Annotated in this window: 19 protein-coding genes; 15 read left to right on the top strand and 4 right to left on the bottom strand. The window is 63.9% G+C overall.

Annotation, left to right across the window (positions count from 1 at the left end; genetic code table 11):
• The first annotated feature begins 4 nt into the window (after positions 1 to 4).
• Genes tviB through U0029_RS14885 form a run of 8 tightly spaced genes read left to right on the top strand, consistent with a single transcriptional unit; the run spans position 5 to position 10,091 of the window.
• On the top strand, positions 5 to 1,279 hold the full coding sequence (tviB, locus tag U0029_RS14920; RefSeq protein WP_114851719.1) for a Vi polysaccharide biosynthesis UDP-N-acetylglucosamine C-6 dehydrogenase TviB: 1,275 nt from the start codon (positions 5 to 7) through the stop codon (positions 1,277 to 1,279).
• Between the two features lie 21 nt (positions 1,280 to 1,300).
• Positions 1,301 to 2,326: an SDR family oxidoreductase gene (locus U0029_RS14915; RefSeq protein ID WP_114851720.1), complete on the top strand. Its 1,026-nt coding sequence runs from the start codon at positions 1,301 to 1,303 to the stop codon at positions 2,324 to 2,326.
• 1 nt (position 2,327) lies between these two features.
• Positions 2,328 to 3,683, top strand: coding sequence for a murein biosynthesis integral membrane protein MurJ (murJ, locus tag U0029_RS14910; RefSeq protein ID WP_114851721.1), 1,356 nt, complete (start codon positions 2,328 to 2,330; stop codon positions 3,681 to 3,683).
• Positions 3,684 to 4,793 (top strand): glycosyltransferase family 4 protein, encoded by a 1,110-nt coding sequence (locus U0029_RS14905; protein ID WP_114851722.1) that lies wholly within the window; start codon positions 3,684 to 3,686, stop codon positions 4,791 to 4,793.
• 7 nt (positions 4,794 to 4,800) lie between these two features.
• A complete protein-coding gene (gene asnB / locus U0029_RS14900) occupies positions 4,801 to 6,726 on the top strand; it encodes an asparagine synthase (glutamine-hydrolyzing) (RefSeq protein ID WP_114851723.1) in 1,926 nt (641 codons plus the stop codon).
• Positions 6,723 to 7,823, top strand: coding sequence for a glycosyltransferase family 4 protein (locus U0029_RS14895; protein WP_012416212.1), 1,101 nt, complete (start codon positions 6,723 to 6,725; stop codon positions 7,821 to 7,823). Before asnB ends, U0029_RS14895 begins: the two co-directional genes overlap by 4 nt.
• Before the next feature lie 7 nt (positions 7,824 to 7,830).
• Positions 7,831 to 8,961, top strand: a complete 1,131-nt coding sequence (locus tag U0029_RS14890) for a glycosyltransferase family 4 protein (protein WP_012416213.1) — start codon at positions 7,831 to 7,833, stop codon at positions 8,959 to 8,961.
• A complete protein-coding gene (locus tag U0029_RS14885) occupies positions 8,958 to 10,091 on the top strand; it encodes a glycosyltransferase family 4 protein (RefSeq protein WP_114851724.1) in 1,134 nt (377 codons plus the stop codon). Before U0029_RS14890 ends, U0029_RS14885 begins: the two co-directional genes overlap by 4 nt.
• Before the next feature lie 24 nt (positions 10,092 to 10,115).
• On the opposite strand, the gene pgi is transcribed toward U0029_RS14885, so the two are convergent.
• Together pgi and U0029_RS14875 are read right to left on the bottom strand one after the other, a co-directional pair.
• Positions 10,116 to 11,678, bottom strand: a complete 1,563-nt coding sequence (pgi, locus tag U0029_RS14880) for a glucose-6-phosphate isomerase (RefSeq protein ID WP_114851725.1) — start codon at positions 11,676 to 11,678, stop codon at positions 10,116 to 10,118.
• A 6-nt stretch (positions 11,679 to 11,684) separates the two neighbouring features.
• A complete protein-coding gene (locus tag U0029_RS14875; protein ID WP_114851726.1) occupies positions 11,685 to 13,067 on the bottom strand; it encodes a phosphomannomutase/phosphoglucomutase in 1,383 nt (460 codons plus the stop codon).
• A 239-nt stretch (positions 13,068 to 13,306) separates the two neighbouring features.
• Here U0029_RS14875 and U0029_RS14870 point away from each other — a divergent pair, with 239 nt between their 5' ends.
• From U0029_RS14870 to U0029_RS14845, 6 genes are all read left to right on the top strand, one after another.
• The gene (locus tag U0029_RS14870; RefSeq protein ID WP_012416217.1) at positions 13,307 to 13,948 is read left to right on the top strand and encodes a BPTD_3102 family carboxylase-like protein; all 642 of its coding nucleotides are present in this window, start codon (positions 13,307 to 13,309) and stop codon (positions 13,946 to 13,948) included.
• A 55-nt stretch (positions 13,949 to 14,003) separates the two neighbouring features.
• Complete coding sequence (locus tag U0029_RS14865; protein ID WP_012416218.1) at positions 14,004 to 15,419, top strand: FAD-binding oxidoreductase; 1,416 nt, start codon at positions 14,004 to 14,006, stop codon at positions 15,417 to 15,419.
• A 4-nt stretch (positions 15,420 to 15,423) separates the two neighbouring features.
• Positions 15,424 to 16,110 carry a response regulator transcription factor gene (locus U0029_RS14860; protein WP_012416219.1) on the top strand — a complete coding sequence of 229 codons (687 nt, stop codon included), beginning with the start codon at positions 15,424 to 15,426 and terminating at the stop codon, positions 16,108 to 16,110.
• Positions 16,107 to 17,417 carry a sensor histidine kinase gene (locus U0029_RS14855; protein WP_114851727.1) on the top strand — a complete coding sequence of 437 codons (1,311 nt, stop codon included), beginning with the start codon at positions 16,107 to 16,109 and terminating at the stop codon, positions 17,415 to 17,417. The genes U0029_RS14860 and U0029_RS14855 overlap by 4 nt, the downstream gene beginning before the upstream one ends.
• 259 nt (positions 17,418 to 17,676) lie before the next feature.
• Entirely contained in the window at positions 17,677 to 18,411 is a 735-nt protein-coding gene (locus tag U0029_RS14850) for a FadR/GntR family transcriptional regulator (protein WP_012416221.1), read from the top strand.
• Between the two features lie 70 nt (positions 18,412 to 18,481).
• Positions 18,482 to 20,416 carry an LTA synthase family protein gene (locus U0029_RS14845; RefSeq protein WP_236824201.1) on the top strand — a complete coding sequence of 645 codons (1,935 nt, stop codon included), beginning with the start codon at positions 18,482 to 18,484 and terminating at the stop codon, positions 20,414 to 20,416.
• Positions 20,417 to 20,456: 40 nt separating this feature from the next.
• Here U0029_RS14845 and fahA read toward each other — a convergent pair whose 3' ends face one another.
• Entirely contained in the window at positions 20,457 to 21,773 is a 1,317-nt protein-coding gene (gene fahA / locus U0029_RS14840) for a fumarylacetoacetase (RefSeq protein WP_114851759.1), read from the bottom strand.
• A 50-nt stretch (positions 21,774 to 21,823) separates the two neighbouring features.
• Positions 21,824 to 23,122, bottom strand: coding sequence for a homogentisate 1,2-dioxygenase (gene hmgA, locus U0029_RS14835; RefSeq protein ID WP_114851729.1), 1,299 nt, complete (start codon positions 23,120 to 23,122; stop codon positions 21,824 to 21,826).
• Positions 23,123 to 23,243: 121 nt separating this feature from the next.
• On the opposite strand from hmgA, the gene U0029_RS14830 reads away from it, so the two are divergent.
• Positions 23,244 to 24,164: a LysR family transcriptional regulator gene (locus tag U0029_RS14830; RefSeq protein ID WP_370510833.1), complete on the top strand. Its 921-nt coding sequence runs from the start codon at positions 23,244 to 23,246 to the stop codon at positions 24,162 to 24,164.
• Positions 24,165 to 24,167 lie beyond the last annotated feature (3 nt).

The raw sequence follows: 24,167 nt of genomic DNA, 5'->3' as shown, positions 1-24,167 counted from the left end.
TACCTTGCGTATTCAAGATGTGAAACTGGCCGTAGTGGGTTTGGGCTATGTCGGTCTGCCGCTGGCGGTGGAATTCGGCAAAAAGCGCTCCGTTATCGGTTTTGACATCAACACGCGCCGTATTGACGAGTTGCGAGCGGGTCGTGATCACACGCTTGAAGTCGATGATCAGGAACTGGCCGAGGCCAAGCATCTGCGCTATACGACGGACCGCGCCGAACTGGGGCAGGCCAATGTTTTCATCGTGACGGTGCCTACCCCGATCGACGAGTACAAGCAGCCTGACCTGACCCCCCTGGTCAAAGCCAGCGAAACCATCGGCGCCGTGCTCAAGCGCGGCGATATCGTGATCTACGAATCGACCGTCTATCCGGGCGCCACGGAAGAGGATTGCGTGCCGGTGCTGGAGAAGGTTTCCGGCCTGAAGTTCAACGTTGATTTTTACGCCGGCTACAGCCCCGAGCGCATCAATCCGGGCGACAAGGCGCACCGTGTTTCCACCATCAAGAAAGTGACCTCCGGCTCGACGCCTGAGGTTGCCGAACTGGTCGATCAGCTCTACAAGGAAATCATCGTTGCCGGCACGCACAAAGCGTCCAGCATTCGCGTGGCCGAGGCCGCCAAGGTGATCGAGAACACGCAGCGCGATGTCAACATCGCCCTCATCAATGAGCTGGCCCTGATCTTCAACAAGATGGGGATCGACACGGAAGCGGTGTTGCAGGCGGCGGGGACGAAGTGGAACTTCCTGCCTTTCCGCCCGGGCCTGGTCGGCGGCCATTGCATTGGCGTGGACCCCTACTACCTGACGCACAAAGCGCAGTCCATCGGCTACCACCCGGAAATCATTCTGGCCGGCCGTCGCTTGAACGATTCGATGGGCGGCTATGTCGTGTCGCAGCTGGTCAAGTGCATGACCAAAAAGCGTCTGCATGTTCAGGGCGCTAAGGTGCTGGTGATGGGTTTGACCTTCAAGGAAAACTGCCCTGACCTGCGCAATACGCGCGTGGTGGACATCATCCGCGAGCTGGGCGAATACAACGTCGACGTGGATGTTTACGATCCCTGGGTCGATGCCCAGGAGGCGCAGCACGAATATGGCATTACGCCGGTTGCTGAGCCGGTCGAAGGCAGCTACGACGCCGTCATTCTCGCGGTGGCGCATCACCAATTCGTCGAAATGGGCGCCGAAGCCATCCGCAAGCTGGGCAAGCCCGAGCATGTGTTGTACGACCTGAAGTATGTCCTGATCGCCCAAGAATCGGATCTGCGTCTGTAATCCGTAGAAGGAATTGCCACCATGACGACACGCTACGACGCCGTCCGTGCGGACTTGCAGGCCCGGCCACGCAAATGGCTGGTGACGGGTTGTGCGGGGTTTATCGGCTCCAATCTGATCGAAACCCTGCTCAAGTTGAACCAGACCGTTGTCGGTCTGGACAACTTCGCGACCGGTCATCAGCGCAATCTTGATGAGGTGCGCGGGCTGGTGACGGCCGAGCAGTGGGCGCGCTTTACCTTCATCGAAGGCGATATCCGCGATCTGGATACCTGCCGCCGCGCGGCCGATGGGGTGGACAAGGTGCTCCATCAGGCTGCCCTGGGTTCGGTGCCGCGTTCGCTGAATGACCCGATCACCACCAATGCGGTGAATATCAGCGGTTTCCTGAATATGCTGGTCGCTGCGCGCGACGCCAAGGTCGGGGCCTTTGTCTATGCGGCCTCCAGCTCGACCTATGGCGACCATCCGGCGCTGCCCAAGGTCGAAGAGAATATCGGCCGTCCGCTGTCGCCTTACGCCGTGACCAAGTTCGTTAATGAACTTTACGCCGACGTGTTTGCGCGTTCCTATGGTTTTACGACCGTCGGTCTGCGTTATTTCAACGTCTTTGGCCGGCGTCAGGACCCTAATGGCGCTTATGCGGCCGTCATCCCTAAGTGGACGGCGGCGATGATCCAGGGCGAAACCGTGGTCATCAATGGCGATGGCGAAACCAGCCGGGATTTCTGCTATGTCGATAATGCCGTGCAGGCCAATATTCTTGGCGCCATGGCGGACGACGAGGCGCGCAATCAGGTCTACAACGTGGCCTATAGCGGACGCACCACGCTGAACCAGCTCTTTGATTTTCTGAAGACCTCGCTGGGGCGTCAGGGCGTGGCCTATGACAAACAAGCCGAGCATGCGGATTTCCGGGCGGGTGATGTGCGTCATTCCCAGGCAGACATCAGCAAGGCGGGCAGGTTGTTGGGTTATCAGCCGGCGTTCGACATCCTGCAAGGGCTGGACGCCGCGATGCCCTGGTACACGCAATTCCTGCGTTGATTTGAAAGCCCTTCTGCGCAAATTCGGCGGCATACACCCGGACCACCAACGCATCTTCAGGGGCGCGTTCCGGGTCGCCGTATTTCTCATCCTTGGCAAGGCTGCCGGCGCCATCAAAGAGATGGCGGTCGCCTATCGCTACGGCATCAGCGATGCCGTAGACGCCTATCAGTTCGCCCAGACCATGGCGACCTGGTTGCCCGTCACCATCGTGGGCGTGCTGTCGGTCGTGCTCATCCCGGTGTTGGTGCGCCTGCGCCGCGAGGGCGGCGCCGAGCGCGACCTTTTCGTGAGCGAGTTGCAAGGCTGGACCTTGCTGGGCGGTCTGCTGCTGGCCGGCCTGACCTGGCTGGGCTGGCCCTATGTGCTGGCCTGGCTCGGGCCGGGCCTGTCGAGTGCGGTCGCGGGCATGACGCAAGAACTGCTCTGGGCTTTTGTGCCCGTCAGTGCCGTCCTGCTCATTGCCGGCATCAGCGCAGCGCGCCTGCGCTCGCACGAGCGCCACGTCAACACCCTGCTCGACAGCGTGCCGGCCGTGACGACGCTGGCCTGGGTCATGCTGGCGGCGGCCGGAGGCGATCAGGTCGGCCCCCTGCTGTGGGGAACCCTGGTCGGCTATCTCATCCAGGCGGTCTGGCTGGCCTGGCTGGCAGCCCGCGCCGATCAGGGCTTCTGGGGGGCGCCGCGTTTGACGCTGCGCTCGCCGCATTGGCCGGAACTCTTGAGCGCGGCCGGTGTGATGCTGGTTGGCCAGGTCGCCATGAGTTTCGTCAACCCGCTGGACCAATACACCGCCGCCAATCTGGGCGGCAATGCCAACGCCACACTGGGTTATGCCAGCCGCCTGCTCTCCCTGGTGCTGGGTATAGGCGCGGTGTCGGTGGGGCGCGCGGCGCTGCCCGTCCTGGCCGATGTCCAGCACCGGGGCGATGGCCTGCGAGCTCGTGCGATGGCTTTGAAATGGTCCTGGGCCATGGTGGGGGCAGGCATCGCGGCCGTGGCGATCGGCTGGCTGCTGGCGCCTTGGGGCGTGGCGCTGCTGTTTGAACGTGGCGCCTTTACCGCGCAAAATACCGAGGCGGTGGCCAGTGTGTTGCGCTGGGGGCTGTTGCAACTGCCGTTTTATTTTGGCGTACTCATTCTGGTGCAATTGCTCGCCAGCCAGGGGCGCTACCGCGTGATGGCCCTGATCGCCGTGGCCAATTTTTTGTTGAAGGCGGTGCTCAATACCGTACTCGGGCCCCGTATGGGGACCGAGGGCATCATGCTGGCGACCAGCCTGATGTATTTCCTCTCCTTTATTTGCTACACGGGAGTGGCCTTGCGTGCGCTGCCCGAGACTGCGGAGCGCAGCTAGATGGCCCGTCGGCGCATCCTGATTTTTATTCATTCGCTGCATGGCGGCGGGGCCGAGCGCGTGGCGGTCGATCTGGCCGGGCATTGGGTGCGCGCAGGCCATGAGGTGATGATTCTCACCCAGGCCGAAGGCGATGCCTATCCGATACCCGAGGGGGTATTGCGGCAGGTTCTGGGGACCGACGGCCGGGGGGGCGCACGCGGTATTCTGGATAATGTGCGCCGCGTGCGCGCCTTGCGCGCCGTGTTGCGTCAGTTCAGGCCGGATATCGTGCTAGGCATGATGACCACCTCGTCCATTCTTGCTGTGCTGGCGGCATGGGGGCTGCCCATCAAGGTGATCGCCACCGAGCATACCCATCCGCCGTCTCAGCAGCTCTCCGGCATGTGGCAGCGCTTGCGCCGTTTGACCTATCCGCGCGCGGCGCGTGTGGTAGCGCTGACACGCGGCACGGCCGACTGGATCGCCGAGCATGTGCCGGGCTCGCGGCTGGCCGTCATTCCCAATCCGGTCCATTGGCCCTTGCCGCGCAACGAACCCCGTTTGCGGCCGCCGACCCTGCCCGGGCGGCACTATTTGCTGGCGGTGGGGCGTTTGCATCCGGACAAGGGCTTTGAGGTGCTGATCGATGCCTATGCGCAGCTCGCGGCCCGCTTTCCCGATTGGGATCTGCTGATTCTGGGCGAGGGTGAGGAACGTGCCCGGCTTGCGGCCCAGGCTGCCGCCCATGGCCTGGGCGAGCGGATCTATTTGCCCGGGCGCGCTGGCAATGTGGCCGATTGGTATGAGTCTGCGGATCTCTATGTTCTCAGCTCACGCTTTGAGGGGCTGTCCAATACCCTGCTTGAAGCCATGGCCAGCGGTCTGGCGCCGGTCTGCTTTGATTGCGATACCGGGCCCAGGGAGATCGTGCGTGATGGCCTGGATGGCGTACTGGTGCGTCCGGTGAGCGACGCGGCCGCCATGGCGCAGGCGCTGGCGGCCCTTATGCAGGATGCCCCTGCCCGGTCGCGGATGGCTGCGCAGGCGCAGACCGCCCGCGAGCGTTTTTCGGCCCGTCATGTCCTCGGACTGTGGCGGCAACTTTTTGACGATGCTCTAGAGAACTGAAAACATCATGTGTGGAATCGTCGGTCTTTGGGGACCCTTGGAAGACAAGACGCGAATCCTGGCCGAAAGCTGCCAGCGGATTCGTTTGCGCGGGCCTGACAGCAAGGGTTTCTGGGAAGATCGTGAGGCGGGCGTAGGCTTTGGCCATGTGCGCCTGGCGATTCAGGATCTGACCGAGGCGGGGCATCAGCCCATGGTGTCCGCTTGCGGTCGTTATGTTCTGACCTATAACGGCGAGGTCTATAACCACCTCGATATGCGCGCCAAGCTGGAGCAGGCGGGGCAGGCGCCCGACTGGCGCGGCCATTCCGACACCGAAACGATTCTGGCCTATGCGGCGGCCTTCGGCGTGCAAGCCATGTTGCGCGACGCTGTCGGCATGTTGGCCATTGCGCTGTGGGATCGCCAGACGCGCAGCTTGACGCTGGCGCGCGACCGCATGGGTGAAAAACCCCTGTACTACGGCTATGTTGGCGCCAATCTGGTGTTTGCTTCGCAGCTCAAAGGCCTGTCGCCGGTGCCGGGGTTTGGCCGGCAGATCGACCGCAATGCGCTCGCCTCCTTTATGCGGCACAACTATGTGCCAGCGCCGCAATCCATCTACGAAGGCATTCGCAAGCTGCCTGCCGCAAGCTGGGTCGTATTCAGCGAAGCGCAGCTTCGCGCCCGTGAAATGGCCCCGCCTCAGGCCTATTGGTCGGCGCTGGAAGTCGCGGATGCGGGTCAGCGCCAGCCCAGGCGCTTTGCTTCCGACAATGAAGCCACCGATGCCTTGCAGGAGGTGTTGTTGCAGGCCGTGCGCGGCCAGATGCTCTCCGATGTGCGTCTGGGGGCTTTTCTGTCGGGGGGTATTGATTCGTCCACGATCGCCGCGCTCATGCAAAGCCAAAGCAATGCGCCGGTGCGCACTTTCGCTATCGGCTTTCATGAAAAGGAATACGACGAGGCGCAGCATGCCAAGGCGGTCGCCGCCCATCTGGGCACGGATCACTCCGAGCTCTACGTGACGCCCAAGGATGCCCTGGATGTGGTGCCGCACCTGGCCGACATTTATGACGAACCCTTTGCCGACTCCTCGCAAATTCCGACTGCGCTGGTCACACGCATGGCGCGCGAGCACGTGACCGTGGCCCTGTCCGGAGACGGCGGCGATGAGTTGTTCGGCGGCTATTCGCGTTATCTGCGCGTGGCGCGCTGGTGGGATCAGTGCGAACGCTTGCCCGCGCCGCTGCGCGCCCTGGCGGGGGCGGCCATGCGCGGTTCGACCCGTTTGCCAGGCGCTGGGGCATGGCGCGGCAAGGTGGGCAAAATGGGAGAACTGCTGCGGGCCCGGTCTCAGGGGGAGTTCTATCGTTTATTCGTGTCCTATTGGTCGGACCCCGCCCGTGTCGTCAAGGGGGGGGAGGAGCCGCCGTCGCTGTTTGAGCAGCCGCTCAGCGGCCCCTTGTTTGAAGCCATGATGAAGCTCGACACGGTGACCTATATGCCTGACGACATTCTGGTCAAGGTCGACCGTGCGGCCATGGCGGTCAGCCTGGAGACCCGTGTGCCGCTCATCGATCATCGTGTCTATGAGTTCGCCTGGAGTCTGCCGTTCAATTACAAGCTGCGCGGCGGCACCGGTAAATGGCTGTTGCGCCAGGTGTTGTATCGCCATGTGCCTCAAAGCCTGGTCGATCGTCCCAAGCGCGGCTTTGCCGTGCCGCTGGCTTCCTGGCTGCGCGGTCCCCTGCGCGATTGGGCCGAGGCTTTGCTTGATCCTGCCCGCCTGCGTCAGCAGGGCTGGTTCGAGCCCGAACCCATTCTGCGCAAATGGCGGGAGCATCAAAGCGGCCACCGCAATTGGGATAGTCATCTGTGGGGCGTGCTGATGATGCAGGCCTGGCTGGATCGTTATCACAGCGGTCAACTCGGCGAGGGCATGGACCCATGAGGATAGTGCTGGCCGTCAGTTCGATGAATGCCGGTGGCGCCGAGCGCGTGGCGGCCACCCTGGTCAATGCCTGGGCCGAGCGGGGCGACAACGTGACCCTGCTGCCCACGTATTCCGGTGGCGGCCAGTGTTTCTATCCCTTGGCGTCCGCGGTCGAGCTGCTGTGGCTGGCCCAGGCCGTGCCCGCGCAGGGCAGGCTGGCGCCGCTCAAGCGCCTGTTGGGCCTGCGCCGTTTGATCCGTGAGCGCCGCCCGGATGTCGTGGTTTCCTTCCTCACCAACGTCAATGTGGGCGCCATTCTGGCAACACGTGGACTGGATCAGCCGCTTATCGTGTGCGAGCGCACCAATCCTGTCGTTGACACGACGACCGGCAAGGTCTGGCGCCGCTTGCGCCGCTGGCTTTATCCGCGCGCCGATGTGGTCACGGTGCAGGCCAAAGACACCGTCGCGCCCTTTGCCGCTCAGGTGCCGGGCATTCGTCATCTGGCCGTCATTCCCAATCCTTTGCCCCCCGAGCTGCTCGATGCGCCGCTGGCCGATCTCAAGCCCGATGCGCAGGGCCGTAAACGCCTGATGGCGATGGGCCGTCTCGTGCCCGACAAGCAATTCGATCTCTTGATCGATCTGTTTGCGCAGTTGGCGGCCGCGCACCCGGATTGGGATCTCTGGATCTGGGGCGATGGACCGCGCAGGCAGGCTCTGCAAGCCCAGGTCGAGCGTCTGGGTTTGCAAGACCGCGTGCGTTTGCCGGGCCGCACCACCGAACCCTGGGCGGCCTTGTCGGCATCGAGCGCCTTTGTGCTGAGCTCTGCCGTGGAAGGCTTTCCCAACGTCTTGCTCGAGGCCATGGCGAAGGGGCTGCCCTGCGCAACGTTCGATTGTCCCAGCGGTCCGCGAGAAATGACCCGTGACGGCGCCGATGCCTTGCTGGTTGATTCGGCCGCCGCCATGAGCGAAGCCCTGGGCCGTCTCATGAGCGATGAAACCCTACGCGCCGACCTGGGGCGGCGCGCCGCCCTGTCGGTGCGTGAGCGCTACGCCCTGCCCGTTGTGCTTGCGCAATGGGACCGGCTGTTTGCGCTGGCGCGGCACTGAGGTCTGTATGCGCATCGTTCACATCATTACGGGCTTGGGGCAGGGCGGGGCCGAGGCCGTGCTGTACCGTTTGGCCACCTATGCCGAGACCACCACCCGCCACGTCGTGATTTCTCTCACTGATGAAGGCGTTTACGGCGCGCGTCTGCGCGCCGCAGGCATCAGCGTGCATGCCTTGGGAATGGCCCGCGGCCGTGTGACGCTGGGCGGCCTGATGGCTTTGCGCGCCTTGTTGCGCAAAGAGGCGCCCGACGCGGTGCAAACCTGGATGTATCACGCGGATCTCATTGGCGGTTTGGCTGCCCGGCTGGCGGGGATCAAGGCGCTATCCTGGGGGATACGCAATTCCGGTAACCATCTGAATCGCAGCAGCCGATCGGCCAGACTGGTGTTGCGGCTGTGCGCCTTGCTGTCAGGCTGGATGCCGCGCGCCATTGTGTGCGCGGCCCAGGACGCCGCCGACCGGCATCAGGCGCTGGGCTATGACACCGGGAAAATGGTCGTCATCGCCAATGGTTACGACCTCTCCCGTTATGCGCCCGATCCGCTTGCGGGCGAGCGGATGAGGGCCCTGTGGGGAGTGGACGCCGGCACGCCCTTGATAGGCTGTGTGGCGCGCTGGGACCCGCTCAAAGACCACCGCAACCTGCTTGCCGCTCTGGGGCAGTTGTTGCGTGAAGGACAGGCGCCGCGTTGTGTGCTGGTCGGCCGCGGCATGACGCCGGCCAATGCCGAACTAATGGCGCTGATCGATGGGCAGGGCTTGGCGGGTCGGGTGTTGTTGGCTGGCCCGAGCGATGACGTACCGGCCGTGATGAATAGTCTTGATCTGCATGTGCTCTCGAGTTGCGCAGAGGGCTTTCCCAATGTGGTGGCGGAGGCGATGGCCTGCGGCACGCCCTGCGTCGTGACCGATGTGGGCGATGCCGCGTATATCGTCGGCGATACCGGGGTGGTGGTGCCGCCGGAACAACCCGCCGCGCTGGCGCGCGGTATTGCGCAAGGCTTGCGCGAGATGGCCGCAGGGGGCAGGGCGGCTGAGGCCGCGCGCGAGCGCGTGCTGGCTCTTTTCGATCTTGGCCGCATGGTGCGCGCCTACGAGGCCGTGTGGCGGCGTATTGCCGGAGACCGTGTATGAGCCCGACGCGCCTCTTGTTCGTGGTGAATAACCCCGCGTTTTTTCTCTCGCATCGTGTCGCCCTGGCCATTGCCGCCCAGGCTCAGGGCTATGAGGTGCACGTGGCGACGATGGATGGCCCCTCGGTGCCGCAGATTCAGGCTTTGGGCATGATGCATCATGTCATTCCCATGAGCCGCAGCGGCAAAAAGCCGATGGAAGAGCTCAAGACCATGCTGGCCCTGTACCGCCTTTTCAGAAAGCTGCGGCCTGACCTCGCGCATCTGGTGACGATCAAGCCCGTACTTTATGGCGGTATTGCTGCGCGCTTGGCTCGCGTGCCCGCGATGGTGGCGGCGATTTCAGGTCTGGGCTATGTTTTCATGGCCAAAGGGGCTCGGGCGCGTCTGGTGCGGGCCGTTGTCGGCCGTTTTTATCGTCTGGCGCTCGGTCATCCCAACAGCCGCGTGATTTTTCAGAATGCCAATGACCGTGATCTGCTGAGCCGACTGGGCGCCGTCCGGTCCGAGCGGGTCGAGATGATACGGGGCTCGGGCGTCGATTTGAGCCGCTATCGTGCCGAGCCGGAACCGCCCGCGCCGCCGGTCGTCGTCTTGATGGTGGCCCGCTTGCTGCGCGACAAGGGGGTCTATGAGTTTGTCGAGGCGGCCAGGCTGCTCAGGCAGCAGGGGCTGAATGTGCGCATGCGTCTGGCTGGCGGCGTGGATCTGGGAAATCCTGCTTCGATCCGTGCCGATGAAGTGCAGGCCTGGGCGCGCGCCGGCCTGGTGGAAGCCCTGGGCGAGCGCCAGGATATTGCCGAGTTGTATGCGGCGTCCCATATTGCGGTGCTGCCCTCCTATCGGGAGGGCCTGCCCAAGTCTCTGATCGAGGCTGCGGCCTGCGCTCGCGCCGTCGTCACCACAGACGTGCCGGGCTGCCGCGATGCGATCGACCCCGATCAGACCGGCTTGCTGGTGCCGCCGCACGATGCGCCGGCCCTGGCGGCGGCGATCGCCCGGCTGGTGGCCGACCCGGCGCAGCGCCAGCGCATGGGCCAGGCCGGCCGCCGCCTGGCAGAACGAGAGTTCTCGATTGACGACGTATGCCGCCGGCACCTGGCGATTTACGCCGCTTTGCTGGCCCGCTGATTCGCGGTCCGGCGGCTTTGGCAGTCAGCTGCGCCGCGACAGCAGATCCACCCAATAGCGGGTAGACGGATCGGCGCTGGCCATGCCGCTAGGTTTGTCCAGCTCGCCGATGATGCCGCGCGCCAGCGCCTTGCCGAATTCCACGCCCCACTGGTCGAAGGGGTTGATGCCCCAGAGCACGCCCTGCGTGAAAACCTTGTGTTCGTACAGCGCCAGCAGCGCGCCCAGGTTGTGGGCGGTCATGCGCGGCAACACGATGAGTGTGGACGGGCGGCGTCCGGGATGGACGAGGTGCTCCGCCAGAATGCGGGCCTCTGACGGGTCATCGACCCGCGCGCAGGTTTCGGCTAGGGCATCCTCGAATGATTTGCCGCGCAGCAAGGCGGCGCGTTGCGCCAGGCAGTTGGCAATCAGCAGACGGTGATGGTGGTCATAGGTGTGGTCAGCATGCTCGCAGACGATGAAGTCGACAGGCGCTCCCGTCGTGTCCTGGTGCAGCCACTGGAAGAAGGTGTGCTGGCAATCGGTGCCTGTCATGCCCCAGACAACCGGGCCTGTGGGCACGCCTGCGGGACTGCCATCGCGTGTCGCCACTTTGCCCAGCGATTCCATTTCCAGTTGCTGGGCCCAGGGAACGAGATGCGCCAGACGAGAATCGTAGGGCGCGATAGCCAGGCTGTTGAAACCCATCACGCTGCGGTTGGCCAGCCCGGCCAGCGCCATTTGCACCGGGGCATTGGCGGCCAGGGGGGCGCGCAGGAAGTGCTCATCCATGGCGGCCGCGCCGGCCAGCAATTCGTCGAAAGTGTTGTTGCCCATGGCCAGCGCAATGGGCAGGCCGATAGCCGACCACAGCGAATAACGCCCGCCTACCCAGTCCCAGAAACGGAACACATGTTGGGGCGAAATCCCGAAATCCAGCGCGGCGTCGACATTGGCGGTAATGGCGACCACTTGCTTGATCGGGTCCGCCACGCCGGCGTTCTGCAACCAATGAATGGCGACTTCGGCGTTGGCTAGCGGCTCGGTGGTCGTGAATGACTTCGAGGCGACGATGACCAGGGTTTCGTGCGGGTCGAGCTGGTGCATGGCGTCGGCTACGGCATGCGAATCGACGTTGGAGGCGAAGCGCACTTCGCGTTTGAGTCCCTGGTGGCGCAGCGCGCGGGCCACCAGACGCGGCCCCCAATCGCTGCCGCCTATGCCCAGATGCAGCACATATTTATACGCGCCTCTGGCATCGGCTTCGTCGACGAAGCGGCGCAGGCGCTCGCGTTCGTTGAGAATGTCCTTGGCGACGGAGGGCGGGGGCTGCGCCGCTCGCAGCGCGGTGTGCCACGCCGGGCGGTGTTCGGTCCAGTTGGCCTCGCCGCCTTCGAACAACTGCCGGCGCGCCAGCGCGAAGCCCTGCTGTTCGCATAAGGCCAGACCCGCCGCCTCAAGCTGAGGTGAATAGGCTTGCGCCGTGAGATCCACCGACAGGCCGCCGCCTTCGATGATGCGCAGATGGTCGCCACGATGCGAGGCGCCGCGTACGGCTTCCTCGAAAGCTAGCCAGGCGGGGCTGAAAGGGAGAGACTGGGGCATGGCGGATCAGAATGGCAAGCGGGCTTGAGGCGCCAGGCGCAATAGCTCTCGTTTGAACAGGGTTTGAATGCGGGCCAGCGCGTCGGCGTTTTCGGCTTCGAAGCGCAGCACGACCACCGGGGTGGTGTTCGATGCGCGCGCCAGCCCGAAACCGTCGGCGAACTCGGCCCGCACGCCATCGATGGTGATGACCTGTGAGGCGTCGTCGAAACGGCCATGCTCTTGCAGCTCGCGGATCAGCGCGTGAGGCTGGCCTTCTTCCATTTCGAGCTTGAGCTCCGGCGTGGAGACGGCGGTGGGCAAGGCTTCCAGCAGCGCCGAGGGGTTGGCTTCTCGCGCGAGAATTTCCAGCAGGCGCGCCCCGGTATACAGGCCGTCGTCGAAACCGTACCAACGTTCCTTGAAGAAAATATGCCCGCTCATTTCGCCTGCCAGCGGTGCGCCGGTTTCGGCCAGTTTGGCCTTCACCAGCGAGTGGCCGGTCTGCCACATGAGCGGCTGGCCGCCCGCTGCGGCGACCGCCAGGCCCACATGGCGGCTGCATTTCACGTCGTAAATAATGGTTTCGCCGGGGCAGCGCTGCAATACGTCGCGCGCGAAGAGAATCAGTTGGCGGTCGGGCCAGATGATCTGGCCGGATTTGGTCACGACACCCAGGCGGTCGCCGTCGCCGTCAAACGCCAGGCCGATTTCGCAGTCGGTGGTGGCCAGGCAATGGATCAAATCCTGGAGATTGTGGGGGTCCGCCGGGTCCGGATGGTGGTTGGGGAAGTTACCGTCCACCTCGCAGAACAGCTCGGTCACCTCGCAGCCCAAAGCACGGAAGAGCTCAGGCGCGACAGCACCGGCCACCCCGTTGCCGCAGTCGATGGCGATTTTCATGGGCCGGGCGAGTTTGATATCGGAAACGATGCGCTCGATATAGGCCGGCACCAGGTCGGTATTGCGGCCCGTGCCGTGCGCGCTGCCGGCCGGCTGCGGCTGGTTCATGGCATCGCGCAATGACTGCACGGCCTCGCCATACAGGGCGCGGCCGCCCAGCATCATTTTGAAGCCGTTGTACTTGGGAGGATTGTGGCTGCCGGTAATGGCAACGCCTGCGCCCAGCCCCAGGCTATACGCGCCAAAATAAACCAGCGGTGTGGGCACACGGCCGATGTCCAGGGTGTTGACCCCGCCTTCGTGGATACCCTGTTGCAGTGCCGTCGATAGCGCCGGGCTGCTCAGGCGGCCGTCATAACCGATGACCAGCTCCGTATTGCCTGCCTCGCGGGCCCTTGCGGCCAGCGCATAACCAAGCGCGCGCGCAAAATCGGGATCGATGAGGTCAGGGACAGTGCCACGTATGTCATACGCTTTGAATACTGAAGCAGGGTAGTTATTTTTCACGAGGCTTCCTTCTGGCGCGGCCTGGCCGCATTTGATCGCTCGGGGTGATCACCCCCAATTATCTCTTATTTCGGTGGAGCGGGCCGAAGGCGCCCCAGCGTGGACTCGCTCGATGCGCGCCAGCGCGGAACCGGACATTAGCGAAAACTGTGCCGTTTTCGCTGAGAATCGAGCCGTTGACGGGCCTGTCATCACAGAAGTGCTACGCTTACTCGTACGAATTTGAACGGGAGGTGGCTATGGGTGCCAAAGTTTCGTTCCTTACACCCTCTGCCCATATCGTTGGTATGCGCCGTCCGCCGGGCGGGCCGGCCGGCGGCGCCGAACGCAGACTGGATATTCATGTTTTGGTCCAGGAAGATGGCCGCGTCGAGGCCAGCGCCGCCTGGGAGCGCTGCGTCTGGCGGGATCAGCGTGTGCTGATCGCCGAATGCCCGGCGCCCAGGCTGTCCTCGCGCATGGAGGCCACGCTGCGCGAGGTCGCCATACACATCGCCCAGCATCGTGGCTGGCTGGGCCTGGGCACCGTCGTGTTCTCGCTCGACGACGAAAGTGGTTTGTTCCGCATGATCGAGGCCTTGCCTCATGGCCGCATCGGCAAGGCGGCGCTGATGGAGCCGATGGCTGCCCATGCGCTGGAGGTCGGTATCGGCGCTTGCGCCGCGTCCGGTCGGCCGGGCGCCAATTTGCTGGTTTGGGGGGTTACGCGCGGCGATGCCTTGCGGCGTGCTTACCAGGCTATCGGCGATATGCCGGGTCTGGCGGTGCCGGAACGCGCGTTTCTGCTCAATCGCATCGCCTCCCCGGCTTTCTGCTCGGGCCTGACCGGATCGCGGCTGGCGGGGATTTCCGACTGGAGCGATCACCGGGCGGCCAGCTAGCGCGGCTTGACCCTACAATGCGGCCTATCTCTGAATCAGAGTTTTTTCGTCTGCTATGACCCTGCTGCAAGCACTTCAGTCGCTTCTGGGCCCGGCCCATGTACTGACCGGCGAAGACGCCGAACCCTATCTGCTGGACTGGCGGCGACGCTATCGCGGCCGCGCGCTGGCCGTCGTCCGGCCGGGTTCGACCGAAGAGGTGGCGGCGGCCTTGCGTCTGTGCCGTCAGCATGGCGCGCCGGTTGTGCCGCAGGGCGGCAACACCGGTTTGTGCGGCGGCGCGACCCCTGACGACAGCGGCCAGGCTGTGATTTTTTCCACCCGGCGGCTGAATCGCGTGCGCGCCATAGACCGGGATAACGACACCATCACCGTTGAGGCGGGTTGCGTGTTGCAGGCGGTGCAGGAGGCCGCTGAACAGGCCGGGCGCTTGTTCCCGCTCAGTCTTGCGGCCGAGGGCAGCTGCACCATCGGCGGCAATCTCGCGACCAATGCCGGCGGCACCCAGGTGCTGCGCTATGGCAATGCCCGCGAATTGGCGCTGGGTCTGGAGCTGGTGACGGCCGAGGGCGAAATCTGGCACGGGCTGCGCGGTCTGCGCAAAGACAATACCGGCTATGACCTGCGCGATCTGTATATCGGCAGCGAAGGCACCCTGGGCATCATCACGGCCGCCACGCTCAAACTCTATCCCTTGCCGGTGGCCCGCTGCACCGCGCTCCTGACCCTGTCCCGTATCGAGGATGCTGTCGAGGTGCTGGCGCGCGCTCGCGCTGGCTTCGGCGCCTCGTTGACCGGGTTCGAACTCATGGCCGCCGATTGCTTGCAATCTGTGATCCGGCTGTTCCCGCAGCAGCGTCTGCCGTTTGAGGGCGAGTCCTTGAAAGCCCCCTGGTTCGCCTTGCTGGAGCTTTCCGACAGCGAGAGCGAGGAGCACGCCCGCGAGCGTTTCGAGGCCGTGCTGAGCGCGGCCATCGGCGAGGGTTTAGTGGGGGATGCGGCCATTGCCGCCAACCTGGCTCAGAGCCAGGCGCTCTGGCATCTGCGCGAGAGCATTCCACTGGCCGAGGCCGAACTGGGCAAGGCAGTCAAACACGATGTCTCGCTCCCGATCTCGTCCATCGCGCATTTCGTCAGCGTGACCAACGCCGCGCTGCAAGAACGCTTTCCGGGGGTGCGCAATGTGATCTTCGGCCATCTGGGCGACGGTAATCTGCATTACAACGTGGCGCGCGGCGCCGGCCAGACCGAGGCAGACCTGCTGGCGCTGCAACCCGCCATTTACGATGTGGTGCACGCCAGCGTGCAGGCCCATGCCGGGTCCATCAGCGCCGAGCATGGCGTGGGCCAGCTCAAGCGCGACGAACTGCCGCGCTACAAGAGCCCGGTTGAAATCGCGCTCATGAAACGTATCAAAGCCGCCCTCGATCCTGAGGGTGTGATGAACCCCGGCAAGGTGTTGCAGGGCTGAGATCATGAACGGCGCTCGCGTGCTCATCGTTGAAGACAACCTCACCATCGCAGGGAATCTCTACGAGTACCTGCAAACCCAGGGCTTCATGCCGGATGCCGCGTACGAGGGCAAGAGCGCGCTGGCCATGTTGGAGCGTCAGGAGTTCGATGCCGTGCTGCTGGATGTTGGTCTGCCGGGCGGTCTGGACGGCTATGGCGTGCTGCATCATTTGCGCACGGCATTGCGCAAGCCGGTGCCGGTGCTCATCCTGACCGCGCGCGACGGTCTGGACGACAAGCTGGCGGGTTTTTCGCATGGCGCCGATGATTACCTCACCAAACCCTTCGCTCTGGCCGAGGTCAAAGCGCGTTTGCTGGCGCTGATTCAGCGCTCGCGCCACGCCGTGGTCGATGCCGTGTATCGCTTCGGCCCCTTGGCCATGGACAGCCGCAGCCGTGAGGTCAGTGTCAACGGCAAGCCTGTGCATTTGGCGCGCAAATCGGTGCTGATCGTCGAGATGCTGCTGCGCGACCCAGGCAAGGTCGTATCGCGGGAAACGCTGGAGGCTGCCCTCTGGGGCGACGAGCCGCCGGCTTCCGACGCCTTGCGCAGCCAGGTGCACCTGTTGCGCCGGGCGCTGAGCGAGGCGGGGTTTGACGGCATCGAAACCACACATGGCATTGGCTGGCGTCTGGTGCAGAAAGCATGACGCGTGGCGGCACCCTGACGCAACGGGTTGTGTGGGCGCTGACCGGCATCGTGGCGATCTTCGTTACCTTGCTGGCCCTGCTGGCCTATCTGACCTTCGATCAGATGGAAGACGATCTGGTCAACGACATCCTCACGACCGAAACCGAACGCGTCATCCAGCATCTGGTGTCCGAACCCGACTATATTCCGGAGCGGGGATCGCGTGAGTTGGGGGGATCTATGCATGCCTGGCTGCACCTGCCGGGTATGGCCAACGACGACCTGCCCGCGCCCTTGCGCGGCCTGGACAATGGACTGCATCTATTGGAGCCGGGCTCGGATACCTGGCATGTGATGGTGGCTGACGCCAATCATGGCCGTGGCAAGGTCTACGTGATGTATGACGCCACCGAGAACGAAGATCGGGTGAAGATCTTCGGCCTTTTCGTGCTGGGCGTGGGGGCGGTGTGTATCGTGGTGGCCTATGGGCTGGCGCGCCGGCTGGCGGGCTATGTGGTGGGGCCTTTGCTCGATGTGACAGACCATCTGGCTCACTGGGCGCCTGGCGCGCCGGATATGGCGGTCACGCGTGACGACGAGGCCGGGCGTCTGGTCGAGGCGTTCAACCGCATGCAGGGTCAGGTTGACCAGTCGATCGCGCGGCAGCGCGAGTTTGCCGCCAACCTCAGCCATGAAGTGCGCACCCCCTTGGCCAGCATCCGTTCCGATAGCGAAATAATGCAGATGGATACCCGCCTTCCGCCTGAGGTGCAGCGCCGGCTGACGCGCATCGTCGATGGCGTTGACAGCATTTCCTCTTCCCTGGAAAGCGCCCGTGCGATGGCGCGCGAAGAGCGTTGCGCGCCTGAGCCGGTCAGGCTTGCCGAGTGCATGGGGGCCGCCTGGCAGGGCTTTGCCGGCAACGCCGAGCAGGCCGGGCTGCGCTTTAGCAATGACATCGACACCGAGACGGTGCGCGAGTTGAATCGTTACGCCCTCTTGACGGTGTTGCGTAATCTGGTCCGCAATGCCATCGAACATGCCGCGCCAGCCGAGCTGCGCGCCAGCCTGGATGGCCAGGGTAGCCTGGTGCTGGCCGACAACGGGCGTGGCATTGCGCCGGAGGAGCTGCCTTTTGTATTTCAGCGTTACTTCAGCAGCCGCTTGAAAGACAGCGGCGGCGTCATGAACGACCGTGATCCGCAGCGCGGGCTGGGCCTGGCTATCGCCAAACAGGTTTGCGACGTGCAGGGCTGGACACTGACCGTCGATTCCGCGCGCGAGGGCGCGCAGCGCGGCACCCGCTTTACCTTGGGCTTTTCCTGAGCTGCCGCGCCGCCATTATGTGGACCCGCCGGCCGCCGCGTCTGGCCTGCGCCCTTGTCCATGTGCTTGCATCGGGGCTTTGGATCTGCAGCGATCTCAGATTTTTTTTACAGCTTGTATCAAGGCCGGATCGAGGTGGCTCTGCATGATGCCTGTGCGGAATTTCCGCCCGCCTGATCCAGCAGTCGCCCACTAGCCCGGAGGTATAATCAGCGCAGTTTTTTCCTTCGCCCGGTTGCAGGTTGCCGGGAAAATCGTGATGAATGCTCCGAATGAACCGCCCGCCGCGCAGCGGCGTCCTCGCAATCTGGCCCAGGGTCTGGTTGAGAGCATCTCAGGCCGCATTCGCGCTGGCGATATCCCGCCTGGGCAGAAACTTCCCACTGAACCCGAAATCATGCGCCAGTTCGGCGTGAGCCGTACCGTGGTGCGCGAGGCGTTGTCGCGCTTGCAGGAAGCCGGGCTGGTCGAGACGCGTCACGGTGTGGGCACCTATGCCTTGCAGGCCTCTCCGGGCGCAGACTTTCGGGTTAGCCCGGCAGAGCTTGCCTCCATCCGCGATATTCTGGTGGCGCTTGAGCTGCGCATCGGCCTGGAAAGCGAGGCGGCCGGCCTGGCTGCGCAACGCCGCAACGACGAGCAGCTCGCCGCGATGCGGCGGGCACTGGATCTGTTCCAGGCGCGCTTGCTCAACCAGGGCGACACCATCACGCCGGACTTCGAGTTTCATCTCTTGGTCGCCCAGGCGACACAGAACCGGCATTTCGCTGAGCTGATGTCGCATCTTGGTTCCGCCATCATCCCGCGCACGCGCATCAACTCCGCGCGTGTCTTTCAGGAAAACCCAGGGCAATACCTGGCCCGGATCAATGTCGAGCACGAAAATATCTATGATGCGATCCTGCGCCAGGATGCCGAGGCTGCCCGGGCGGCCATGCGCACACACCTGAGCAATAGCCGGGAACGCCTGCGCCGCATCGAGAGCTCGCGCTAGCGGCGCCACATATTCACCTCCGGCGGGACTGCCCGCCGATATCAGGACCGTGCCGCGGCCCGGTCCGTCTATGGAGCGGACTTTGCGCAGATTGACCCTACGATTTCTCATTGCCGTCTTGCTCTTGCTGACGGCCAGCCGGCTGGGACTGGCGTTCTGGCAATGGGACCGCGTGCAGGCCGCAGGCGGGCTGTGGCCTTTGCTGTTTGGCGGTTGGCGTATCGACCTCGTGATGGTGGGCATGGTGATTGCCATTCCTGCGGTGTTTTCCTATTGGTTCGGTCACCGGCCTCTGGCGGCCAGCATCACGGCCTGGTGGTTCCGCATCTGGTGGATGTTGCTGGCTCTGCTGGAAATTTCCACGCCGCAATTCATCTCGGAATACGACACCAGGCCCAACCGGCTCTATTTCGAATATCTGGTGCATCCGCGCGAGGTGGCAGGCATGTTGTGGGAGGGCTATAAGGGCGTGCTGCTGGCCGCCTTTTTGGCGCTGCTCTTGGCTGCCTGGCTGGCCAAACGCCTGTTTCCCCTGGGCAAGACCGACCCTTACATGCGGTGGTGGAAGCGGCCCTTTGCCTCGCTGCTTACGCTGGCCGTCGTGGTGCTGGCCATACGCGGCACGCTGGAGCATCGGCCCATCAATCCGTCGGTGGTCGCGTTCAGCAGCGACGCCATGGTCAATACCTTGCCGCTGAACTCGCTCTATAACGTGCTTGATGCGGCCTACCGCCTGCGGGACGAGCGCTCTTCGGCCGCGCTCTATCCGGAAATGCCGATAGAAAAAATGAACGCCATCGTTCGCCAGGCTTCGGGTATGGAGGGCCCCGCCCTCGATCCGGCCTATCCCAGCGTTCACGCGCAAAAAGCCAGCGTGCGGCGCGATAAGCCGCTCAATCTGGTGATCATCCTGCAGGAAAGCCTGGGGGCGCAGTATGTCGGCAGCCTGGGCGGCGCCAATCTCACGCCGGAGCTGGACAAGCTGGGTAAAGAGGGCTGGATGTTTCATCGCGCCTACGCAACCGGCACGCGTTCGGTGCGTGGCATCGAGGCCGTGACGACCGGCTTTCTGCCCACCGTGGCCGAGGCGGTGGTGAAGCTGCCGCGTTCGCAGACCCATTTTTTCACCCTGGCTTCATTGCTCAAGGCGCATGGCTACCATTCGCGCTTCGTCTATGGCGGCGAGTCGCACTTCGACAATATGCGGGGGTTTTTTCTGGGTAACGGTTTCGACCAGGTCGTGGATCGCAAAGACTTTGTCGACCCCGTCTTTGTCGGCTCCTGGGGCGCCTCTGACGAAGACATGTTCAAGCAGGTGGATCGCCTCTTGCGCAATGATGGCGATAAGCCCGTATTCACGCTGGCCTTTTCGGTCAGCAATCATTCGCCGTGGGAGTATCCGGCGGGCCGCATCCAGCCGCAGGGCGAGGCGGCTTCGGTGCAAAACACCGTGCGCTATGCCGATTGGGCCATCGGCCAATTCTTCGAGCAGGCGCGCAAGGCGCCCTATTGGGATAACACCGTTTTCCTGGTGATTGCCGACCACGATTCACGCGTGTTCGGCGCCAATCTCGTGCCGGTGCGGCATTTTCAGATTCCCGCCCTCATCTTGGGCGGGAGCATCGCGCCGCGTCAGGATGAGCGCATCGTCAGTCAAATCGATATGGGCCCGACCCTGCTTTCCCTCATGGGGGTGGATAACATCAACCCCATGCTGGGCAGCGATCTCACCCAGCGCGACCCGAACCGCGCCATCATGCAGTACGGCGACAACTTCGGTTATCTGCGCGGAGATTCGCTCGTTGTGATCGAGCCCCGCAAGACCCCGACCTCCTACCGCTATACGCGGATGCCACGCGACCAGGAAGACAAGTTCGAGCCTGCGCCGATAGACGCGCAGCAGGCCGAGGAGGCCCTGGCCTTTGCGCTCTGGCCAAGCTGGGCTTACCGCGAAGGGCGTTACAAACTGCCGCCGCAAACCCAGGCCGGAACGACCCGGCCTTGACGCGATGACCAAGGGGCCGCCGGCCCCTTTGGTCTCTGTTTCAGAGGCGAGCCGGAGCCACCGTGCCCACGCACTGCCCGAAGCCGATGCGCGGATAACCAGGCTTGACACATTCGGCCCGCATGATGATCTGGTCGCCGTCTTTCAGGAAGGTACGCGTTTCGCCCCAGGGCAGCGCAATGGGGTGTTTGCCGCCTTGGCTCAGTTCGAGCAGCGAGCCGGCTTCATCCGGCTGCGGGCCGGAGAGCGTGCCCGTGCCCATCATGTCGCCGGGTTGCAGATTGCAGCCGTTGACGGTGTGATGCGTCACCAACTGCGCCACATTCCAATAGGCATCGCGGAAATTGCTGCGCGACAGGCGGGCGGGTTCGGCGGCCTTGGCGCGCGACTGCGCGGTGCTGAGCAGCACCTCCATTTGCACGTCGAAGGCCCCTTCTGCCTTGTTGGCTGCCGAAGCCAGATAGGGCAGCGGTTGCGGATCGCCTTCGGGCCGCGCCCAGGTCGTGCGGAAAGGCGCCAAGGCCTCCAGCGTGACGACCCAGGGTGAGATCGTCGAGGCGAAGTTTTTGGCCAGGAAGGGCCCGAGCGGCTGGTATTCCCAGGCCTGAAGATCACGCGCCGACCAGTCATTCAGAATGCCCAGGCCGAATACATGGTGTTCGGCCGCATCCAGCGTGATGCGATCGCCCTGGGCGTTGCCCTGGCCGATGAACAGGGCCAGCTCAAGCTCGTAGTCCAGGCGTTTGCAGGGGCCGAACTGCGGCGCCTCGCCTTCATTGAGCGGGCGCTGCTGGCCCACCGGACGGGCAAAGGTCTGCTCGACCCCAATCGACGAGGCGCGCCCGTGGTAGCCGATAGGCACCCATTTGTAGTTGGGCAGCAGGGGATTGTCCGGGCGGAATTGCTTGCCCACCGCCGTGGCGTGGTGCAGCGAAATATAAAAATCGGTGTAATCGCCGATGCGGGCAGGGGTGCTGAATTCGGCTTCGGCCTGCGGCACCAGCAAGGGTTCGATCAGGGCGCGCTGCGCCGATCCTTCACGCAGCGCCCGCGACAGCGCCAGGCGCAGCGCGCTCCAGGCCGTGGGCCCAAGCGCCATCAGGGCGTTCAAATGGGTGTCGGCGCAGGCGTCCAGGGCCCGCTGGGCATCGCCGTCAAAGGGACGGGCCAGGCGCAAGGCGCCAAGATCCACGATGGCATCGCCGATGGCCACGCCGGGGCGGAAAGCCTCTTGTGAACCGCGGCGGCGAAAAGCCGCAAAAGGCAGGTTCTGAATCGGGAAATCGCTGTCGCCGGTGTTGGCGCTGGCCACCCAGCTCTTGAGGCTGGGATTGTGGGTTTCGTTCAGGGTCATGATCACTCGAGTTGGGTTGCCGCCGCATCGCGGCGGATGTTGTTCTGGCGCCCTCAGGCTTTCTCGGGGTTGAAGTGTTTCTTCAGATCCTGCCAGCACCGATAGTAGTCGCCTTGCAATTGCGCAGACGCCAGCGCCTGGCGGGTCGGGCGGATCACGCGCCGCGTCTCGAACATAAAGGCCATCGTGTCACGGATGTAATGGGCCTTGCTGGTGTCGGCCACGCTGGCTTTCTCGAAAGTATCGGCATCCGGGCCGTGGCCGCTCATGCAGTTGTGCAGGCTGGCGCCGCCGGGAGCGAAACCCTCGGCCTTGGCGTCATACACGCCCTGGATCAGCCCCATGAACTCGCTGGCGATATTGCGGTGGAACCAGGGCGGGCGGAAGGTGTTTTCCATCGCGAGAATACGCGGCGGGAAAATGGCGAAGTCCAGATTGGCCGTTCCCGGCGTGTCCGACGGCGAAGTGAGCACCGTGAAAATCGACGGATCAGGGTGGTCATAGCTGATCGAGCCGATGGTATTGAAGTGGCGCAGATCGTATTTATAAGGGGCATGCGTGCCATGCCAGGCCACCACGTCCAGCGGTGAGTGTGTCAGCGGCGCGCGCCAGAAGCCGCCCGTGAATTTCGCGATCAGTTCAAAATCGCCTTCCACGTCTTCATACCAGGCCACTGGCATCTGGAAATCCCGCGCATTGGCCAGGCCATTGGAGCCGATCGGACCGAGCTCTGGCGGACGCAGCGCCGTACCGAAGTTCTCCAGCAGATAGCCGCGCGCCTCTGCGTCGAGAAGCTCGACGCGGAAGCGCACGCCGCGCGGCAGCACGGCGATCTCCAAGGGCTCCAGGTCGAGCAGGCCCATTTCGGTCGCCAGGCGCAGTCGGCCCAGTTGCGGCACCAGCAGCATCTCGGCATCAGCGTTGTAGAAAAAACGCCCTTTCATGCTTTGATTGGCGGCATACAGATGAATGCCCACCCCGCTTTGCTCATCGGGGCCGCCATTGCCGCCCCAGGTGTGCACGCCATCGATGAAGTCGGTGGGCGTGGTGGGCAGCGGCAGCGGGCTCCAGCGTAATTGATTCGGCGTGACCGGGCCGGCGCCGAAATCGGCCAGCCAGTGCGGGGCCCCGGCATAGGGTTCAAACGGGCGATGCACGACACCCGGCCGGATGCGATACAGCCAGGAGCGGCGGTTTTCGCTGCGCGGCGCAGTGAATGCCGTGCCAGAAAGCTGTTCGGCATAAAGCCCGTAGGGGCACTGCTGCGGGGAGTTGCGGCCTTGGGGCAGGGCGCCAGGCAGCGCCTCGGTGGCGCAAGCGTTGCCAAAACCGGATTGGTAATTCAAGGGCATGGGTTGTCTCCAGGCGAGGCCAGGTTGTTATACACCGGACACTTGGCCGGTATCTGCCCGCATTCTGCGCAAAATTGCCAGATATGAAAATGGGAATGTATAAATACAAGCTATAAATTTTATGAATAAAGGGGGGGTGGTGGACGCCCTGCGAAAACTCGATCTCAATCTCCTGGTGGTGTTCCAGCACCTGCTCGAAGAGCGCAATATCTCGGCGGTCGCCCGCCGGCTCGATCTGTCGCAGCCTGCCGTCAGCAATGCCCTGCGCCGTTTACGCCTGGCCTTTGGTGACGAGCTTTTCGTTCGTACTGCGCAGGGCATGTTGCCGACCCCCCTGGCCGAAGGCATGGGCGGGCAGGTCAGCGAGGCCTTGTCGTTGTTGTCGCATCTGGCCGATGCGGCCCAGCCCTTTGATCCGGCGACCAGCCAGCGGCGGCTGCGCATTGCCATGTCCGATGCGGGCGAGATTCACTTCATGCCTACGCTCATGGAGCTGTGCGCCCGTCATGCGCCTGGGGTGCGGATTGATTCGCTGCGCTGCACCGATCTGCAACGTGAGTTGGATACCGGCCGTGTGGATCTCGCCTTGGGCGCCTTCGACGGCCTGGGCAGCGGCATCGTGCAACGCATGCTGTTCCGTCAGGGGTATGCGACCTTGTTTCGCGCCGGTCATCCGCGGGCCTATGCCGGCATGAGCGCGCGGGCCTTTCGCGCCGAGCAGCACCTGGTGGTGTCGCGGGCTGCGCCCGACGGGCAGATCAACCAGGCGCTGGAGCGGGCTGGCGTGGTGCTGCAAGAGCAGTTCAGCGTGCCGCATTTCGCGGCCGTTCCCTATATCGTCAGCACCACGGATTTGCTGGCCACGGTGCCGGAAAAGCTGGCCGCCAGCGCCGCGCCGCGCTTCGGCCTGCAGGTGCTGACGCTGCCCATCAAAGTGCCGCTTTTGCAAACCAATCTGTACTGGCACCGCCGCTTTCAGCGCGACGGTGCCAATCAATGGTTGCGCGGCCTCATCATCGACACCTTCGCGGATCGTGCCTGAACT

The organism is Bordetella avium (assembly GCF_034424645.1).
GTDB lineage: Bacteria > Pseudomonadota > Gammaproteobacteria > Burkholderiales > Burkholderiaceae_B > Bordetella > Bordetella avium.
This window is presented reverse-complemented; position numbering and strand designations above follow the sequence as displayed.

What these genes read in the sequence shown, in the direction of transcription:
- U0029_RS14855 (WP_114851727.1), top strand. Translation starts at nt 16,107, where the DNA reads ATGACGCGTGGCGGCACCCTGACGCAACGGGTTGTGTGGGCGCTGACC.
- hmgA (WP_114851729.1), bottom strand. Translation starts at nt 23,122, where the DNA reads ATGCCCTTGAATTACCAATCCGGTTTTGGCAACGCTTGCGCCACCGAG.
- U0029_RS14865 (WP_012416218.1), top strand. Translation starts at nt 14,004, where the DNA reads ATGACCCTGCTGCAAGCACTTCAGTCGCTTCTGGGCCCGGCCCATGTA.
- U0029_RS14915 (WP_114851720.1), top strand. Translation starts at nt 1,301, where the DNA reads ATGACGACACGCTACGACGCCGTCCGTGCGGACTTGCAGGCCCGGCCA.
- U0029_RS14870 (WP_012416217.1), top strand. Translation starts at nt 13,307, where the DNA reads ATGGGTGCCAAAGTTTCGTTCCTTACACCCTCTGCCCATATCGTTGGT.
- U0029_RS14905 (WP_114851722.1), top strand. Translation starts at nt 3,684, where the DNA reads ATGGCCCGTCGGCGCATCCTGATTTTTATTCATTCGCTGCATGGCGGC.
- U0029_RS14830 (WP_370510833.1), top strand. Translation starts at nt 23,244, where the DNA reads ATGAATAAAGGGGGGGTGGTGGACGCCCTGCGAAAACTCGATCTCAAT.
- U0029_RS14860 (WP_012416219.1), top strand. Translation starts at nt 15,424, where the DNA reads ATGAACGGCGCTCGCGTGCTCATCGTTGAAGACAACCTCACCATCGCA.
- asnB (WP_114851723.1), top strand. Translation starts at nt 4,801, where the DNA reads ATGTGTGGAATCGTCGGTCTTTGGGGACCCTTGGAAGACAAGACGCGA.
- U0029_RS14890 (WP_012416213.1), top strand. Translation starts at nt 7,831, where the DNA reads ATGCGCATCGTTCACATCATTACGGGCTTGGGGCAGGGCGGGGCCGAG.
- pgi (WP_114851725.1), bottom strand. Translation starts at nt 11,678, where the DNA reads ATGCCCCAGTCTCTCCCTTTCAGCCCCGCCTGGCTAGCTTTCGAGGAA.
- U0029_RS14850 (WP_012416221.1), top strand. Translation starts at nt 17,677, where the DNA reads ATGAATGCTCCGAATGAACCGCCCGCCGCGCAGCGGCGTCCTCGCAAT.
- U0029_RS14885 (WP_114851724.1), top strand. Translation starts at nt 8,958, where the DNA reads ATGAGCCCGACGCGCCTCTTGTTCGTGGTGAATAACCCCGCGTTTTTT.
- U0029_RS14895 (WP_012416212.1), top strand. Translation starts at nt 6,723, where the DNA reads ATGAGGATAGTGCTGGCCGTCAGTTCGATGAATGCCGGTGGCGCCGAG.
- U0029_RS14845 (WP_236824201.1), top strand. Translation starts at nt 18,482, where the DNA reads ATGGAGCGGACTTTGCGCAGATTGACCCTACGATTTCTCATTGCCGTC.